The sequence below is a fragment of the Paraburkholderia sp. SIMBA_053 genome (assembly GCF_046534895.1).
Lineage (GTDB): Bacteria > Pseudomonadota > Gammaproteobacteria > Burkholderiales > Burkholderiaceae > Paraburkholderia > Paraburkholderia caledonica.
Window position 1 is genome coordinate 240,479 of record NZ_JAWRXU010000005.1, and the last position, 16,440, is coordinate 256,918.

The 16,440-nt window shown below is 62.3% G+C and carries 16 protein-coding genes and 1 tRNA gene; 15 read left to right on the forward strand and 2 right to left on the reverse strand.

Going from position 1 to position 16,440, the window contains the following annotated elements; all coding sequences use genetic code 11:
• Nucleotides 1-129 precede the first annotated feature (129 nt).
• The 6 genes from tolB to SB753_RS18805 all read left to right on the forward strand — a co-directional run bounded on the left by tolB (nucleotide 130) and on the right by SB753_RS18805 (nucleotide 4,760).
• A complete protein-coding gene (tolB, locus tag SB753_RS18780; protein ID WP_087751565.1) occupies nucleotides 130-1,422 on the forward strand; it encodes a Tol-Pal system beta propeller repeat protein TolB in 1,293 nt (430 codons plus the stop codon).
• 31 nt (nucleotides 1,423-1,453) lie between these two features.
• Nucleotides 1,454-1,963: a peptidoglycan-associated lipoprotein Pal gene (pal, locus tag SB753_RS18785; RefSeq protein WP_013338115.1), complete on the forward strand. Its 510-nt coding sequence runs from the start codon at nucleotides 1,454-1,456 to the stop codon at nucleotides 1,961-1,963.
• Between the two features lie 19 nt (nucleotides 1,964-1,982).
• Nucleotides 1,983-2,732: a tol-pal system protein YbgF gene (gene ybgF / locus SB753_RS18790; protein WP_027777926.1), complete on the forward strand. Its 750-nt coding sequence runs from the start codon at nucleotides 1,983-1,985 to the stop codon at nucleotides 2,730-2,732.
• Between the two features lie 201 nt (nucleotides 2,733-2,933).
• A tRNA-Lys gene (locus tag SB753_RS18795) sits at nucleotides 2,934-3,009 on the forward strand.
• Nucleotides 3,010-3,397: 388 nt separating this feature from the next.
• Entirely contained in the window at nucleotides 3,398-3,772 is a 375-nt protein-coding gene (locus SB753_RS18800) for a hypothetical protein (protein WP_410801378.1), read from the forward strand.
• Between the two features lie 175 nt (nucleotides 3,773-3,947).
• Nucleotides 3,948-4,760: a mechanosensitive ion channel family protein gene (locus tag SB753_RS18805; RefSeq protein WP_410801272.1), complete on the forward strand. Its 813-nt coding sequence runs from the start codon at nucleotides 3,948-3,950 to the stop codon at nucleotides 4,758-4,760.
• 106 nt (nucleotides 4,761-4,866) lie between these two features.
• Here the strand turns inward: SB753_RS18805 and SB753_RS18810 are convergent, their stop codons facing one another.
• A complete protein-coding gene (locus tag SB753_RS18810; protein WP_087751566.1) occupies nucleotides 4,867-5,532 on the reverse strand; it encodes a DedA family protein in 666 nt (221 codons plus the stop codon).
• A gap of 191 nt (nucleotides 5,533-5,723) precedes the next feature.
• On the opposite strand from SB753_RS18810, the gene mutL reads away from it, so the two are divergent.
• Together mutL and miaA are read left to right on the forward strand one after the other, a co-directional pair.
• Complete coding sequence (gene mutL / locus SB753_RS18815) at nucleotides 5,724-7,769, forward strand: DNA mismatch repair endonuclease MutL (RefSeq protein ID WP_410801274.1); 2,046 nt, start codon at nucleotides 5,724-5,726, stop codon at nucleotides 7,767-7,769.
• 43 nt (nucleotides 7,770-7,812) lie between these two features.
• The gene (gene miaA / locus SB753_RS18820; RefSeq protein WP_410801276.1) at nucleotides 7,813-8,772 is read left to right on the forward strand and encodes a tRNA (adenosine(37)-N6)-dimethylallyltransferase MiaA; all 960 of its coding nucleotides are present in this window, start codon (nucleotides 7,813-7,815) and stop codon (nucleotides 8,770-8,772) included.
• Nucleotides 8,773-8,916: 144 nt separating this feature from the next.
• On the opposite strand, the gene purM is transcribed toward miaA, so the two are convergent.
• The gene (purM, locus tag SB753_RS18825) at nucleotides 8,917-9,984 is read right to left on the reverse strand and encodes a phosphoribosylformylglycinamidine cyclo-ligase (RefSeq protein ID WP_410801278.1); all 1,068 of its coding nucleotides are present in this window, start codon (nucleotides 9,982-9,984) and stop codon (nucleotides 8,917-8,919) included.
• 145 nt (nucleotides 9,985-10,129) lie between these two features.
• Between purM and SB753_RS18830 the strand changes: the two genes are divergently transcribed.
• The 7 genes from SB753_RS18830 (at nucleotide 10,130) to panB (ending at nucleotide 16,403) form a co-directional block, all read left to right on the forward strand.
• Nucleotides 10,130-11,206 (forward strand): AI-2E family transporter, encoded by a 1,077-nt coding sequence (locus SB753_RS18830; RefSeq protein ID WP_020069719.1) that lies wholly within the window; start codon nucleotides 10,130-10,132, stop codon nucleotides 11,204-11,206.
• Between the two features lie 71 nt (nucleotides 11,207-11,277).
• Nucleotides 11,278-12,021 (forward strand): DnaA regulatory inactivator Hda, encoded by a 744-nt coding sequence (hda, locus tag SB753_RS18835; RefSeq protein WP_020069718.1) that lies wholly within the window; start codon nucleotides 11,278-11,280, stop codon nucleotides 12,019-12,021.
• Nucleotides 12,014-12,700 carry an HAD family hydrolase gene (locus SB753_RS18840; protein ID WP_410801280.1) on the forward strand — a complete coding sequence of 229 codons (687 nt, stop codon included), beginning with the start codon at nucleotides 12,014-12,016 and terminating at the stop codon, nucleotides 12,698-12,700. The genes hda and SB753_RS18840 overlap by 8 nt, the downstream gene beginning before the upstream one ends.
• Nucleotides 12,697-14,295 carry a polynucleotide adenylyltransferase PcnB gene (pcnB, locus tag SB753_RS18845; protein ID WP_410801282.1) on the forward strand — a complete coding sequence of 533 codons (1,599 nt, stop codon included), beginning with the start codon at nucleotides 12,697-12,699 and terminating at the stop codon, nucleotides 14,293-14,295. The genes SB753_RS18840 and pcnB overlap by 4 nt, the downstream gene beginning before the upstream one ends.
• Before the next feature lie 48 nt (nucleotides 14,296-14,343).
• Nucleotides 14,344-14,877: a 2-amino-4-hydroxy-6-hydroxymethyldihydropteridine diphosphokinase gene (gene folK / locus SB753_RS18850; protein ID WP_410801284.1), complete on the forward strand. Its 534-nt coding sequence runs from the start codon at nucleotides 14,344-14,346 to the stop codon at nucleotides 14,875-14,877.
• Nucleotides 14,874-15,554 carry a deoxynucleoside kinase gene (locus SB753_RS18855; protein ID WP_020069714.1) on the forward strand — a complete coding sequence of 227 codons (681 nt, stop codon included), beginning with the start codon at nucleotides 14,874-14,876 and terminating at the stop codon, nucleotides 15,552-15,554. The genes folK and SB753_RS18855 overlap by 4 nt, the downstream gene beginning before the upstream one ends.
• A 33-nt stretch (nucleotides 15,555-15,587) precedes the next feature.
• The gene (panB, locus tag SB753_RS18860) at nucleotides 15,588-16,403 is read left to right on the forward strand and encodes a 3-methyl-2-oxobutanoate hydroxymethyltransferase (RefSeq protein ID WP_410801286.1); all 816 of its coding nucleotides are present in this window, start codon (nucleotides 15,588-15,590) and stop codon (nucleotides 16,401-16,403) included.
• The last annotated feature ends 37 nt before the right edge of the window (nucleotides 16,404-16,440 follow it).

The window sequence follows — 16,440 nt, forward strand, 5'->3', positions numbered from 1 at the left end:
TGACAGTACCTTGACAGCAGACCGAGCGCCCCGCCCGGCGCGGCGTGCTCGGGAACGAATTAGCTCTTTTCCGGTCTGTCTGCTGTCGCGAAGCTTTAGTAAAACCGTTTTTTGGGGAATTGATACAGCATGAGTTTGATGACCAAGCTAGGCCTGCGGACACTTGTAGCGTCGTGCCTGATCGCCGTCGGTGGCGCCGCGAACGCACAACTCAACGTCCTCGTGACGGGCGTCGGGTCCACCCAGTTCCCGATCGCAACGGCGAACTTCGCCAACGAAGCGAACTCGCCGCAACAGGTCAGCACCATCGTGCGTCAGGACCTGCAACGCAGCGGCAAATTCACCAATATCGACGCAGGCTCGACGCCGGTTCCCGAAACGGCCTCGGTCGACCTCGGTAGCTGGAAGGCCAAAGGCGCGAATGCATTCGTAGCCGGCAGCGTGAACCGCCTGCCGAACGGCCAGTACGAAGTGCGCTTCAAGCTGTACGACACGGTCAAGGGCGAGAGCCTCGGCGGCCTCGTGCTGGTCAGCCCCGAAAGCGGCCTGCGCATGAGCGCGCACAAGGTGGCCGACTACATATACGCGAAGCTGATGGGCGGCCGCGGCGTGTTCGCGACGCGGCTGTCGTATGTCATCAAGACCGGCAACCGTTATCAGTTGCAGATCTCGGATTCGGACGGTCAGGACGCGCACATCGCATTGTCGAGCCCGGAGCCGATCATCTCGCCGGCATGGTCGCCCGATGGCACCAAGGTGGCTTACGTATCGTTCGAAAAGAAGAAACCGATCGTCTATATCCACGATCTGCCTACGGGTCGGCGTATTGTCGTTTCGGACCAGAAAGGCAATAACAGCGCGCCTGCATGGTCGCCGGACGGGCGCACGCTCGCCGTGGCGCTCTCGCGCACGGGCAACACGCAAATCTTCGCCGTCAATGCGGACGGCACTGGCATGCGCCGTCTCACGCAAGGCAGCTCGATCGACACGGAGCCGACTTTCTCGCCAGACGGCCAGACGATCTATTTCACGAGCGACCGCGGCGGTCAACCGCAGATCTACAAGATGTCGGCGCAGGGTGAAAGCGCCGGCGCGGCACAACGGGTCACGTTCACCGGCAGCTACAACACCAGTCCGCGCGTGAGCCCGGACGGCAAGCAACTCGCGTATATTTCGCGCGTCGGCGGCGGTTTCAAGCTGTATATCCAGGACCTGCAAGGCGGAACGGCCACGGGCCTGACGGACACGACACATGACGAATCGCCAAGTTTCGCGGCGAACGGTCAGTACATTCTTTACGCCACTCAGGTGAACGGCCGTGGCGTATTGGCTGCGGTTTCGACCGACGGTCGCACCCGGCAGGTCCTGTCAGTGCAGGGCGGCAGCGTACGTGAGCCGTCCTGGGGCCCTTTCATGCAATAACGTTGATGCAATAACACAAGGAGAGTAAAAAATGATGTCTAAACTTCGCTTCGCATTCGCAGTCCTCATGGTCGGTGCACTGGCCGCATGTCACTCGGGCGTCAAGCTCGACGAAAACGCAAACAAGGGCGGCGCCGTTTCGACGCAACCGAACCCGAACGATGTTGCGCAAGTGAACGTCGACCCGCTGAACGATCCGAACAGCCCGCTCGCAAAGCGCAGCATTTACTTCGACTTCGACAGCTATTCGGTGAAGGACGACTACCAGTCGCTGCTGCAACAACACGCGCAGTATCTGAAGAGCCATCCGCAACGCCACGTGCTGATCCAGGGCAACACCGACGAGCGCGGCACGAGCGAGTACAACCTGGCACTCGGCCAGAAGCGTGCTGAAGCAGTGCGTCGTTCGCTGTCGCTGATGGGCGTGACCGACTCGCAAATGGAAGCCGTGAGCCTCGGCAAGGAAAAGCCGCAAGCTACCGGTCATGACGAATCGTCGTGGGCACAGAACCGCCGCGCCGATCTCGTGTACCAACAGTAAGTAACAGGTGATGAGCCGAATGACGCATCGTTTCTCCTGGCTGCGATTTGCCGCAGCGGCCTGCGTCGCGGGCACGGTCTTCATGGCTGTGCCCGCGCACGCCGGTATCTTCGACGACGATCAGGCCCGCCAGGCCATTCTCGATCTTCGGTCGAAGACTGACAGCCTGTCGAGCCAGTTGTCGGCAGCACAGCGCACGATCCTCGATCAGTCCAACCGTCTCGACCAGATGAATCAACAGGTCGCGACGCTGCGCGGGCAGAACGAGGACATGGCCAATCAGCTCGCCACGCTGCAAAAACAGCAGAAGGACTACTACACCGATCTGGACACGCGCCTGAAGAAATTCGAGCCGCAGCAGCAAACGGTGGATGGCGTTCAGGGCGAGGTGCAGCCGGGCGAAACGGAGTCGTTCAATGCGGCCTCACAGCAGTTCCGCAACGGCGACTTCAAGAATGCGGCGGCGTCGTTCCGCAGCTTCATCTCCAAGTATCCGAACAGCCCCTATCAGCCGACCGCGCAGTACTGGCTCGGCAATGCGCTGTATGCGTTGCGCGATTACAAGGGCTCGACGGCGACCTGGCAGGGTGTGGTGAAGAATTATCCGCAGCATCCGCGAGCGCCTGAAGCATTGATGGCAATCGCGAACAATCAGCTCGAGCAAGGTCAGAAGGCCGCGGCCAAGAAGACGCTCGAGCAGATCGTCGCGCAATACGGCGGCTCGGACGTCGCGCAGTCGGCGCAAAGCAAGCTGTCGCAGATCAAGTAGTCGTAGTAGTGTCGAGCAGTTGGCAGTAACGCGCAGTGTCCGTGAGCGCCAAAAAGATGGTCACGCGCGCCTCTCGCTGAAAAGCCCGGGTCTTCACGCCCCGGGCTTTTCACTATCTGGGCTGCACTAACGTGTATATCGGATTGCTCGGAACGGGTTGACAGTCCTCCGGGGCTATCGCTATAATTTCGCTTCTCTTTTGGGTCGTTAGCTCAGCTGGTAGAGCAGCGGACTTTTAATCCGTTGGTCACAGGTTCGAATCCCGTACGGCCTACCAAAAGATTCGAGGGCTTACACGCGTCAGCGCCGTAAGCCCTTTTCTTTTTTGTCGCTGATTTCTTTTCGTCGCTGTTTCTTTTCAGCGCGCGCTCCCCTACGTCTCCTGGCAACATTCTTCTCGTCAAGAAGAATTAGCGCACACCACACGGCGAACACGGCGAAGTCCAAAGCAAAACAGCCCACAACTCGCCGCGATTTCTCGTTACGCCCCTGACTTTTCTCACGCGATACCTCGCACATTCCGACAACGCTACGGACTGCGAACGTGAGCATTTATTGAGACATAAAGACGTGCAATGATCGCCGCCGTCTGTCAATCCGCCGAGAACCGACGGACGCAGACGCTCTCGCAACACCGCAACCTGCGGCGCTTTCATTCCATCGATATGACCAATTTTCTGTTCGATCTCGCTTCGAATCTTGCGTTGCTGGCGATCGTGCTTGTCGCGTGCAATGGGTGCAATCGCCTGATATCCGGCGCCGCGATAGACGGCTCTCGCGTTTTTTCCGCGCTGGCGCTCACCGCAATGCTGCTGGATGCAGCCCTCACTTTCCTTGTCTTTGCCGACGCCCGCACACGTTACGGCCAGTTCAGCACGCCGACCGCGTTCTTCGTACGCAGCGCCGCATATGCGCTCGCAATCGTTGCGGCAGTTGCGTGGCGCAGTTTTGGTCGCCGAAACTGCCCCGCCAGATCGACGTTAGGCAAGACGTTGGTCATTCCGACATCGCCCTACTCAGACTCTCACCTGCCGATGTAAAACGCGTCGTGCGAGCGCGAGGCGCGGCGGGAACGGTCCTTGCACACCCTCGCGCCTTCACCTATAACTTCCCAAGACCAGGCAGCATCCGGTTGGATTCAGCCACCCAGGCGCCGCCCGCAGCATCGCGTCACGTCGTAATCAGTCAAAGCAAGTTCACCGATTGGGGAACATCTTGGATTTCGAAACCGTACGCGTTTTCATGATGACCCGCGGCATCGACCTCGGCGTCAAAGTGCTCGGTGCGATCGTCTTGTGGATCGTCGGCCGCTGGGTCATTGGACTGATTACCCGCTTGCTGCGTGCGGTGCTAACGCGTAACAGCCGCGTCGATCCGACACTCGCGCATTACCTCGGCTCGATTCTCGGCGCGCTATTGAACCTGCTTCTGATCCTCGCGATCTTGCAGGTATTCGGCGTGCAAACCACTTCGTTCGCGGCGCTGCTCGCCGGGCTCGGCCTCGCGATCGGCACGGCGTGGGGCGGACTGCTCGCGCATTTCGCGGCCGGCATCTTCATGCAGGTGTTGCGTCCGTTCAAGGTCGGCGACTTCGTGACCGCGGGCGGCGTCACCGGCACGGTCTCTGAACTCGGTTTGTTCGGCACGACCATCGTCACGCCAGATAACGTGACGACAATCATCGGCAACAACAAGATTTTCTCCGACACGATTTCCAATTACAGCGCGCTGCCGGTGCGACGGGTCGAACTGACAGCGAAGATCGCGAACGGCGTCGACGCGACGGACGCGATGAACCGGCTGAAGGCTGCCATCGCCGAAATACCGAACGTTGCGGAAAGCCCCGCGCCCGATGTCGAAGTGCTGAGCTTCACGCCCGAAGGACCGCTGCTTTGCGTGCGACCCTACGCACACAATGAGCATTACTGGCAGGTGTACTTCGACACCAACCGCGCGATCATCCAGACATTCCGCGAGGCCGGTTACCCAACGCCCGAAACACCGCTCGCGCCCCGTGCAGTCACGTGAACGCGCACGCAGGCGTGTGGCCGCGCACGCAAAAAAACGGCGTCGCAATTTACGCGACGCCATTTGCTCATGCAAGTAGGTCAGCGGACTAAGTGCCCGCGCCACGTTAGCCAGGCTTCGACGCACTCTTGCGCATCATCTTCCAGAGCGCGCCGAGCACGACCGGCACAATCGCAGCGCCAATCCCGACGAGCACGATCACATTCAGATATTGGCGGATAAACGGAATATTGCCGAAGAAATAGCCGAGCAGAACAAGCAGCAATACCCAGAACAGCGCGCCGGCTACATTGAACAGCTGAAACCGGCTAACCGTCATCTCCGAAGCGCCCGCGACAAACGGCGCAAACGTCCGCACAACCGGAATGAAACGCGCAAGCACGATGGTCTTGCCGCCATGCCTCTCGTAGAAGTCATGTGTTTTCTGCAGCGCGCGCCGGTCGAGAAAACGCTCGAGCACTGGAATACGCGAATTGAAAACCTTCGGCCCGATCGCTCGCCCGATCATATAGTTGACGGTATTGCCCGTGGTCGCCGCGACGAACAGCAACAGGATCAGCAGACCGAGATTCATCTGTCCAGACGCGCAGAAAGCCCCGCCGATGAACAGCAACGAATCGCCCGGAAGAAACGGTAGAACCACGAGCCCCGTTTCGCAGAACACGATCAGGAACAGCACCGCATAGACCCAGGCGCCGTACACGTGGATGAATTCTCCCAGGAACTTGTCGATGTGCAGCACAAGATTGGCTAGATGTAGCAGCGTGTCCAAAAAGCGTCCTTTATAAGGCAAGAGTGAACGTGGTGGGAGGGTCGGCAGCAGACCCGCGGGATAACGGCGAGCGCTCGCTCGCCGCCCGAATTGACCGCGTCATGATACAGAAAGTGCCCGGGCGAACTTCGAAAATCTCCGGCGTGTTTCCGCCATTCGAGGGCCGCCGCGCGAATCGCTATAATTTCGCCATGTCCGAATTTTCCGAAACGCCCGTCGACGCCACGGCCGCCGCCGCTACACCGGCCGTGCGCCCGCTGCGGGCAATCCTGCCGCTGCCCGATCAGCTCATCAGCCAGATTGCCGCCGGCGAAGTGGTCGAGCGGCCCGCATCGGTGGTGAAGGAGTTGCTTGAAAACGCGCTCGACGCGGGCGCGCAGACGCTTCGCATCATGCTGGACGAGGGCGGCGTCAAACGTATTTCGATCACCGACGACGGCTGCGGCATTCCCGAGAACGAACTTGCGCTCGCGTTGATGCGCCACGCCACCAGCAAGATCCGCTCGCTCGCCGAGCTCGAGGCCGTCGCGACTCTCGGGTTTCGCGGCGAGGCGCTGGCGTCGATTGCGTCGGTCGCGCAGATGACCATCACGAGCCGCACTGCCGACGCGCCGCATGCAGTGCGCGTCGATGCACAAACCGGGGTGCTGAGCCCGGCTGCGGGCACGCAAGGCACCACCATCGAAGTGCGCGAGCTGTACTTCAACACGCCCGCGCGCCGCAAATTCCTGAAAAGCGAACAGACCGAACTCGGCCATTGTCTTGAACAGATTCGCCGTGCCGCGCTGGCGCGACCGGACGTCGCCATTTCGGTCCTGCACAACGGCAAGGCCGTCGAGCATTGGAACGCCAGCGAACCGCCCGCGCGAGTCGCGAAGATACTGGGCGAAACTTTCGCGACGGCTCATCTGCCGCTCGATGAATCCGCAGGTCCGCTCGCCGTCTACGGTTGCGCGGGTTTGCCGACCGCAAGCCGCGGACGCTCCGATCAGCAGTACTTCTTCGTCAATGGCCGTTTCGTGCGCGACAAGCTGCTGACGCACGCGGTGCGCGCCGCTTATGAAGACGTGCTGCATGGCGACCGTTATCCGTCGTATGTGCTGTTTCTCGATCTGCCGCCCGAAGCGGTCGACGTGAACGTTCATCCTTCGAAGATCGAAGTTCGGTTCCGCGATTCACGCTCGATTCATCAGTTCGTTTTCCACGCGGTCCAGCGTGCGCTGGCGCGCCATGCGGGCGCGTCGCCGGAGACGACCGCGGGCGGGCACGCGGCACATCTGCAAGCGTCGGCAGACGGAGCGGTTTCGTTCGGAACGTCGCCGGGCGGTGCCGGCGTCGCAGGGTTCGGCGGTTCCGCTGCGGGAAGCTTTGTCGGCGGCTTGGGTTCCAACGGCACGCCTGGATCGACGGGTAGCGGCTTCAGCGCGTCGCAAGCGGGCAATACGTGGATGCGCCAGTCGCGCATGACTCAGGGCACGCTGCCGGTCGCCCAACCGCTCGCATTCTATGACGCGTTGTTCGGCCGCAAGGACGCCAGCGCGGGAACCGCGCAAGGCGCGACGCTCTTCGAAGCGCGCGATTCCGCCGCCGAAGGTCCGTCGCCCTATAACGCCTCAGCGTCCTACGCGCCGCCCGCGTTCAATCCCGCCGACGACCAGCCGCTCGGCTTCGCGCTCGGCCAGATTCACGGCATCTACGTGCTTGCGCAGAACGCGCACGGGCTCGTGATCGTCGATATGCACGCGGCGCACGAGCGCATCCTTTACGAGCAGTTCAAGAACGCGCTCGCCGACCGCACGATCGCCGTGCAGCCGTTGCTGATTCCGCAGACGATGCAGGCGGACCCTGTCGAAATCGGCACGGTGGAAGAAGAGCGCGACACGCTCGACGCACTCGGCTTCGACCTGGCTGTTTTGTCGCCGACTACCCTCGCCATCCGCGCGGTGCCGGCGCTGCTGAAAGATACAGACCTTCAGGCATTGGCGCGCGCGGTCCTAGCCGATCTGCACGCTTACGGCGGCTCGCGTGTCCTGACCGAGCGTCAGCACGAACTGCTCGGCACGCTCGCCTGCCATCACGCGGTGCGCGCGAACCGGCGTCTCACGCTGGACGAAATGAACGCGCTGCTGCGTCAGATGGAAGCGACCGAGCGCGCCGACCAGTGCAATCACGGGCGTCCCACGTGGTATCAGTTGACGCTCTCCGACCTCGACCGCCTCTTCATGCGCGGACAGTGACGGTGCGTTTTTTGAGGCTCGATTGCCGGGCGCCGGCACGTTCATGAACGCACGCACCGCCACGCCCATTCCATGCCTGCTCGGCCCGACTGCGTCGGGCAAGACCGCGGCTGCATTGGCTCTCGCCGCGCGGCGGCCGGTCGAAATCATCAGCGTCGACTCGGCGCTCGTGTATCGCGAGATGGACATCGGCACCGCAAAACCGACTGCCGACGAGCGCGCGGTAGCGCCGCATCACCTGATCGACATTGTCGATCCCGCCGACGCCTACTCCGCCGCGGAATTTCGCGCCGACGCGCTCCGGTTGACCGCGGAGATCACTGCGCGCGGCCGGCTGCCGCTGCTGGTCGGCGGGACGATGCTGTACTACAAGGCGCTGACTCAAGGGCTCAACGACTTGCCCGCAGCCGACGCGAATATACGCGCGCAACTCGACGCGGACGCCGCGCGCGATGGCTGGCCCGCGCTGCATGCACGTTTGGCTACCGTCGATCCGGCGACTGCCGCGCGTCTTGCGCCCAACGATTCGCAGCGAATCCAGCGCGCGCTCGAAGTCTTCTTGCTAACGGGTCAAGCGATGTCCGCATTGCTGGCCGCGCCCGCTCGCATCGACGACGCCGCGGCGCAGTGGCGCTTCGCGCCGATCGCACTCGAGCCGTCGGACCGAAGCGTGCTGCACGCGCGCATCGAGCAGCGTTTCGATGCCATGCTGGCGAACGGCTTTGTCGATGAAGTGGTGAAGCTGCGCGAACGCGGAGATTTATCGCCCGAGATGCCGTCGATGCGTTGCGTCGGCTACCGGCAGGTCTGGGAATATCTCGATGGAACCGTCGACTATCCGACCATGCGTGACAAGGGCGTGTTTGCGACGCGCCAATTGTGCAAACGGCAACTCACATGGCTGCGCAGCATGAACGAGCGGGTGGTAGTGGACTGTTGCGACCCAAACGCGAGCGCGCGGGTAATTGATTTGATCGACGCGCTGGTTTCGCAGCCTGTTTGATGCGCTTTGGTGAAGCACGCCAAAGTGCTGCGCTTTTGAGCAAACTCGATGGCGAGCACGCTGGGGAACTACGAGACCTCAGAAAACCTTGAAACTGCGAGCCTGCGCGGCATTTAGTATTCACGCCGCGCAGGCTGCCAATCCTTACACCACTACCGTCTGTGCTTCATCCGGTGCGCTCTCGCGAATCGTGCCGATCTTCCAGACCTGCTCGCCGGCTGCGGACAACAGACCGATTGCAGCGTCCGCGTCAGCAGCCGAGACAACCACCGCCATCCCGATACCGCAGTTGAATACGCGATGCATTTCCGCATCCGCCACGCCGCCGTGCTTTTGCAGCCACGAGAAGAGCGGCGGCAGCGGCCAGCCGCGATGATCCAGTTCGGCCGTCAGGCCTTCGCGCAGAACCCGCGGAATATTTTCGACCAACCCGCCACCGGTGATGTGCGCCATGCCCTTCACCGCGATTTGCTGCATCAGCGAGAGAAGCGGCTTGACGTAAATGTGCGTGGGCGCCATCAGAGCGTCGGCTAGCGAACGGCCGTCGAAATCCGCATTCAGATCGGGCTGCGCGCGCTCGATGATCTTGCGCACCAGCGAAAAACCGTTCGAATGAATGCCGCTCGAAGCGAGGCCCAGCACCACGTCGCCGGGAGCAATGGTGCTGCCGTCGATAATCTTGCTCTTTTCCACCGCACCGACCGCGAAGCCCGCGAGATCGTATTCGCCGTCCGGATACATGCCCGGCATTTCAGCCGTTTCGCCGCCGATCAAGGCACAGCCCGCCAGTTCGCAGCCGTAGGCGATACCCTTGACGACCGTTGCCGCCGTGTTCACGTCCAGCTTGCCGCAGGCAAAGTAGTCGAGGAAAAACAGCGGCTCGGCGCCTTGCACGAGAATGTCGTTCACGCTCATGGCGACCAGATCCTGGCCGACGGTGTCGTGCTTGTTCAACTCGAACGCGAGGCGCAGCTTCGTGCCAACGCCGTCTGTGCCCGATACCAGCACCGGTTCCTTGTACCTCTTCGGCACTTCGAACAGCGCGCCGAATCCGCCAATGCCGCCCAGCACGCCGTCGCGCATCGTCTTTTTGGCAAAGGGCTTGATCGCGTCGACAAGGGCGTCGCCCGCGTCGATGTCCACGCCGGCGTCGCGGTACGACAGACCTTGGGCCGAACCGGTTGAATTCGGGGCGGATTTCGGTTGATTCATGGGGGAGAGCTCGAAGGTCGGTAAAATGCGATTTTACCCGATGCCGATCCAGAGTTGGCGCTTCAGCGCTTACTCCGGTCCCATACAGAGTTGCCGGCCGGCTGGATTTCGAATCATCCGTTCCGGCGACACCAGGGAAACAACTTTGCAACAGAACTCCTCGATACTGACTCCGGTCCAGCGCCGCGCTTTCATCTGGCTAGCCATCGCGCTCGGCGTGGGCATTCTGCTGTGGCTCTTGAGCCCCGTCCTCACGCCGTTTCTGCTCGGCGCGATTCTCGCGTACATTCTGCAGCCGGGCGTCGCGTGGATGGTGCGCCGGCGCGTGCCGCGCGCGATCGCTGCCTTGCTGATGATGCTGCTTTTCACGTTGCTGGTGACAATGCTCGCGCTGCTGGTTTTCGCCGTCATCCAGAAGGAAGGCCCCCAGCTGCGGCAGCAGGTGCCGCAACTGTTCGCCCATGTGAATGCGTGGCTGCAGCCCAAGCTGGCCATGCTGGGGCTCGCCGATTCGCTGGATTTCGCGAGCGTGCGCGATCTCGTGATGGGCCAGTTGGAAGGCAGCGCGCAGACCGTCGCGCGTTATGCGTGGACCTCGATCGTGACGAGCGGCAACGTCATGATGACCGTGATCGGCAATCTCGTGCTGGTGCCGCTCGTGCTGTTCTATCTGCTGTACGACTGGAACCGCATGCTGTTGCGCGTACAGGGCGTGGTGCCGCGCCGCTGGCTCGACAAGACGCTGCAACTCGCGCGCGACATGGATCAGATGCTGTCGCAATATCTGCGCGGCCAGCTGCTCGTGATGGGCGTGCTCGCAGCCTTCTATGCGGTGGCGCTCAGCATTGCCCGCTTCGAGATCGCGCTGCCGGTGGGCATCTTCACCGGGCTCGCAGTGTTCATCCCGTACATTGGCTTTGCGACCGGGCTCGCGCTGGCGCTTCTTGCGGCATTGCTGCAGTTCGGCAACTGGTACGGCTTTGGTGCGGTGGCTGTGATCTACGGCGTCGGTCAGATCGTGGAGAGCTTTTTCCTGACGCCGCGCCTCGTCGGCGAGCGGATCGGGCTGCACCCGCTCGCGGTCATCTTCGCGTTGCTCGCGTTCGGGCAACTGTTCGGCTTTTTCGGCGTGCTGCTTGCGTTGCCCGTGAGTGCGATTTTGTCCGTGGCGGTGCGCGAATTGCGGCAAAGCTATCTGGAAAGCACCCTGTACAACAATTGACCTTCTGCTCCAGTGACCCGGCTCGCCAGGACCATCGGCAGCCTCAGCCCTACTTTCGGCATCAACCTACTGTGCTTCGTCAACTGACGCTCGATCTCGGCACTCCGCCGCCATCGACATTCGATAATTTTTTCGCTGGCGCAAACGCCGAGCTGGTGACGCGCCTGCGTGAACTCGACGGCGCGCTCGCGGCCGGGCCTGTCGCCGATCGCACCTTCTATATCTGGGGCGAAGCAGGCAGCGGCCGCACTCACCTGTTGCAAGCGCTCGTGCACGAAGCGCCGCCGGGCCACGCGCGCTTCGCGGGTCCGCAAAGCAGCCTTGCCGCGTTCAGTTTCGATCCGCGCGTGGCGCTGTATGCCATTGACGATTGCGACGGCCTGTCGGCCGCGCAGCAGATCGCCGTGTTCAATCTCTTCAACGAAGTGCGCGCGCATCCGACGAGCGCGCTCGTCGCCACCGGCAACGCGGCGCCGATCGGCATGACGGTGCGCGAAGACCTGCGCACGCGGCTCGGCTGGGGACTCGTTTTCCACCTCGCGCCGCTGCCCGACGAAGGCAAGGCAGCGGTGCTCAAGCACGCGGCCCGCGAGCGCGGCATCATGCTGGCCGACGACGTGCCGGCCTATCTGCTCACGCACTTTCGTCGCGACATGCCAAGCCTGATGGCGCTCCTCGACGCGCTCGACCGTTTTTCGCTCGAACAGAAGCGGGCGGTTACGTTGCCGCTTTTGCGCACGATGCTGGCTTCGCCGGGCGCGGACGGGCCCGCCGCGTCGTCCGCCGCTTCAAGTAAAATAGATCCCCATGGCTAATCTCGCACTCTTCGACCTCGATCACACTCTCATTCCCACCGACAGCGACCACGAATGGGGCCGCTTCATGGTGAAACACGGTCTGGTCGACGGCGAAAATTTCGCTCGTGAAAACGACCGCTTCTATGCCGACTACAAAGCCGGCAAGCTGGACATTCATGCCTATCTGATCGCCATGCTCACGCCGCTCGCGAAATACACGCGCGCGCAACTCGCGGACTTTCACGCGCAGTACATGCACGAAGTGATCACGCCGGCCATCCTTCCGGCGGCCGTCGAACTGGTCAAGCGGCACCGCGAAGCCGGCGACCTGTGCTGCGTGGTCACCGCGACCAACGAATTCATCACCCGTCCCATCGCGAGCGCGTTCGGCGTCGACACGCTGATCGCCTGCGAAGCGGAAACCGTCGACGGCCAGCCGCATTCGGCCTACACCGGCCGCCCCACCGGCACGCCGAGCTACAAGGAAGGCAAGATCGTGCGCACCGAGGCATGGCTTGCATCGCTCGGCAAAAGCTGGAGCGACTTCGAGCGCAGCTACTTCTACAGCGATTCGCACAACGACATTCCGCTGCTCGAAAAAGTCACCGATCCGATCGCAACGAATCCCGACGACACATTGCGCGCCCATGCGCAGGCCAAAGGCTGGCGCATCCTCGAACTCTTTCAACCCACGTGATCAAAAAACTCATCCGTAAGCTATTCGGCCAGGACACAGCGTCCGCCGACGACACCGTGCCGGCTGAAGCCGACTCAGACGAACCCGGCAGCGCACCGGCACGCAATGCAGCAGGCGCCGCGGGAACCGGCCGCGCGCGCCGCAAGCCGACTCGCAATGGCGCGCCCGCAAAGACAGTGCGCGACCCAGACGTGCCGGTCATCATTCCGCACGACGTACACGGCATCGACCCCACGCTGATCTCGCGCAACGCGATTCGCGTGACCGAAGGCCTGCAACAGGCGGGGCACCGGGCGTTTATCGTCGGCGGTGCGGTGCGCGACCTGCTGCTCGGCATCAAGCCGAAAGACTTCGACGTGGCGACCGACGCCACGCCCGAACAGGTGCAGAAGCTGTTCCGCCGCGCGCGCATCATCGGCCGCAGGTTTCAGATCGTGCATGTGCAGTTCGGCCAGGAAATCATCGAAACCTCCACGTTCCGCGCGCTGGTCGATCCACCCGCCGCTGACGCCGCGCCGCCGCGGCGCCTGAAACGCGACGAGCTCGACCGCCGCACGCACGCGGTCGATGCAAGCGGGCGCGTATTGCGCGACAACGTGTGGGGCGAGCAGCACGAAGACGCCACGCGCCGCGACTTCACGATCAACGCGATGTACTACGATCCCGCCACCGAAACGGTGCTGGACTACCACAACGGCATGGCGGACGTGCGCGCGCGTCTGCTGCGCATGATCGGCGACCCGGCCACGCGATATCGCGAAGATCCTGTGCGGATGCTGCGCGTGGTGCGGTTTGCGGCAAAGCTCGACTTCGAGATCGAAGACGCGACCCGCGCGCCGATCGCCGAAATGGCCGACCTGATCAACAACGTGCCGGCCGCGCGTCTGTTCGACGAGATGCTGAAGCTCATGCTGTCCGGCCACGCGCTCGCCTGCCTGAAGCGCCTGCGTCAGGAAGGCCTGCATCATGGTTTGCTGCCCCTGCTCGACGTCGTGCTCGAGCAGCCCACCGGCGAAAAATTCATCACGCTCGCGCTCACCAACACGGACGCACGTGTGCGCGCCGGCAAGCCGGTATCGCCAGGCTTCCTGTTCGCCACGCTGCTCTGGCACGACGTGCAACAGCGCTGGCAGAAGTTTGAAGCGAACGGTGAATATCCGGTGCCGGCGCTGCATCGCGCGATGGACGAAGTCCTCGACATGCAGACGGAAAAGCTTGCTATTCACAAACGCTTCTCGTCCGACATGCGCGAGATCTGGGGCCTGCAGCTGCGCCTCGAAAAACGCTCGGGAAGAAGCGCGCTGAAGCTGCTGGAACACCAAAGATTTAGAGCGGGGTATGATTTCCTCCTGTTGCGCTGCGAATCAGGCGAACTCGACGAGTCGGTCGGAGCGTGGTGGACGGAGTTCATTGAAGGAGACATCGCGGCGCGTGAAACATTGCTTACGCAAGGCGGGAAGGACCGAAGCCCCAGAAAACGACGGAGACGCAGCAGTGGCGCGAGAAACCGCAAATCGGGCGACGGAATGGAGGGCGGCACGCCAGCCGAACGCACAGACGCCGAAGCGGGCCATGAAGGCCCGCACGAAGACTGACGCGGCGTTCGCTGAAGCCGTCGAACGATAGTTGCAGGAAGTTATGCCATGACGGTTGCTTATCTCGGCCTCGGCGCGAATCTCGGGGACGCGCGCCAGACCCTGAAAGACGCAGTGGTGTGCCTCGCACAACAGCACACCATCACCGTGCTCGCCAAGTCGAGCCTGTATCGCACGGCCCCGATCGACGCGGGCGGTGACGACTATTTCAACTGCGTCGTCAAGATCGACACAACGCTACCCGTGCGGCATCTGCTCGCGCTGTGCCACAAGATCGAGCATCAGTTCGGCCGGGAGCGGCCCTTTCGCAATGCACCGCGAACGCTCGATCTCGACATCCTGCTTTTCGGCGATCAACCGATCGACGAAGCCGATCTGATCGTTCCGCATCCTCGCCTCGTCGAGCGTGCTTTCGCGCTGGTGCCGCTTGTCGAAATCGACGCTGCGCTGATCATTCCGCGACATGGGCGCGCCGACGCGCTGCTCGACGCCGTGCGCGATCAGCGCATCGAGAAAGTGAAAGGACCCTGCCAGTGCCCGATGCTGAACGCACTCGCCGCGGGCAAGGGCCGCTGCGAATGAATTCCACTCCGCTTACCGTCACCGCGCCGCAATTGCGGCCTCCATTCGGCTATCTGGCGATCGAAGGACCTATTGGCGTCGGCAAGACCTCGCTCGCGCGGCGTCTTGCGCAACGCTGGTCGATGCAGGAACTCTTCGAGAGGCCGCAGGACAATCCTTTCCTCGAGCGCTTTTATCGCGACACCGCGCGTTATGCGTTGCCCGCGCAATTGCACTTCGCGTTGCAACGCGCGCAGCAGGCGCAGGAAGTGAACGCGGCGCAAGTGGCGGGCACGCCGCTCGTCGCCGATTTCATGACGCAAAAGAACGACATCTTCGCGCGCCTCACGCTGCAGGAAGACGAGTGGCATCTGTATCGCGCGCTCGCCGCGCGGCTGGAAGTGAGCGCGCCGGCACCGGACTTCGTCGTGTATCTGCAAGCGAGTCCCGAAGTGCTCTTCTCGCGCATTCAAAAGCGCGCAGTGCCGATGGAGTTGCAGATTTCCGATGCGTATCTGCATGCCCTTTGCGACGCCTACAACGAATTCTTCTATCACTACGACCGCACACCGGTGCTGACGGTTAACGCCGAACATCTGAATCCGCTCGACTCCGACGCGGACCTTGCGCTGCTCGCCGAGCGCATCGAAACCATGCGCGGACGCAAGGAATTCTTTGTCAAGGGCACGTCGCTCTGAGCGGCGCGCGCCTCTCTCTTCAACGGATCGACCATGACCTATTTGCAGGAGACGAGCCGCAGCGCCGTCACCGTGCCGAAACTGCAGGCAATGCGCGATGCTGGCGAGAAAATCGCCATGCTCACCTGTTACGACGCCAGCTTCGCCGCGCTGCTGGATCGCGCGGGTGTCGACGTCATGCTGATCGGCGACTCGCTCGGCAACGTCCTGCAAGGACAGACCACCACACTGCCGGTTTCGCTCGCCGACATCGCCTATCACACGGCGAGCGTGGCGCGCGCGCGACCGTCTGCGCTGATCGTCGCGGACTTGCCGTTTGGCACGTATGGCACGCCGGAAGAAGCGTATAGAAGCTCCGTCGAATTGATGCGCGCGGGCGCGCAGATGGTGAAGCTCGAAGGCGGTGAATGGCTCACGGATACTGTCCGTTTTCTCGTGGAACGCTCAATTCCGGTGTGTGCGCATGTCGGGCTGACGCCGCAGTCGGTGCATGCTTTTGGCGGCTTCAAGGTGCAGGGCAAGACCGAGGAAGGCGCGAACCAGTTGCTGCGCGGCTCGCTTGCCATGCAAACGGCCGGCGCGCAGCTCATCGTGATGGAAGCGATTCCGACGCTCCTCGCGAGCGAAGTCACGAAGCAGTTGCGGATTCCAACCATCGGCATCGGCGCGGGCCTCGACTGCTCAGGTCAGGTGCTGGTATTGCACGACATGCTGGGCATCTTTCCCGGCAAACGGCCGCGTTTCGTGAAGGATTTCATGGTCGGGCAGCCAAGCATTCTTGCTGCGGTGGAAGCGTATGTGCAGGCCGTGAAGGACGGGACTTTTCCTGGGCCTGAGCACTCGTTCTGAGAGTGCTTTCGCGGGGGCGATATTAGCGTGGCCGCGC

Excerpts from the sequence above, each read along its gene's own strand:
- tolB (WP_087751565.1), top strand. The coding sequence starts at position 130 with ATGAGTTTGATGACCAAGCTAGGCCTGCGGACACTTGTAGCGTCGTGC.
- miaA (WP_410801276.1), top strand. The coding sequence starts at position 7,813 with ATGAACGCACGCACCGCCACGCCCATTCCATGCCTGCTCGGCCCGACT.
- panB (WP_410801286.1), top strand. The coding sequence starts at position 15,588 with ATGACCTATTTGCAGGAGACGAGCCGCAGCGCCGTCACCGTGCCGAAA.
- mutL (WP_410801274.1), top strand. The coding sequence starts at position 5,724 with ATGTCCGAATTTTCCGAAACGCCCGTCGACGCCACGGCCGCCGCCGCT.
- SB753_RS18855 (WP_020069714.1), top strand. The coding sequence starts at position 14,874 with ATGAATTCCACTCCGCTTACCGTCACCGCGCCGCAATTGCGGCCTCCA.
- ybgF (WP_027777926.1), top strand. The coding sequence starts at position 1,983 with ATGACGCATCGTTTCTCCTGGCTGCGATTTGCCGCAGCGGCCTGCGTC.
- pal (WP_013338115.1), top strand. The coding sequence starts at position 1,454 with ATGATGTCTAAACTTCGCTTCGCATTCGCAGTCCTCATGGTCGGTGCA.
- SB753_RS18800 (WP_410801378.1), top strand. The coding sequence starts at position 3,398 with ATGACCAATTTTCTGTTCGATCTCGCTTCGAATCTTGCGTTGCTGGCG.
- purM (WP_410801278.1), bottom strand. The coding sequence starts at position 9,984 with ATGAATCAACCGAAATCCGCCCCGAATTCAACCGGTTCGGCCCAAGGT.
- folK (WP_410801284.1), top strand. The coding sequence starts at position 14,344 with ATGACGGTTGCTTATCTCGGCCTCGGCGCGAATCTCGGGGACGCGCGC.
- SB753_RS18840 (WP_410801280.1), top strand. The coding sequence starts at position 12,014 with ATGGCTAATCTCGCACTCTTCGACCTCGATCACACTCTCATTCCCACC.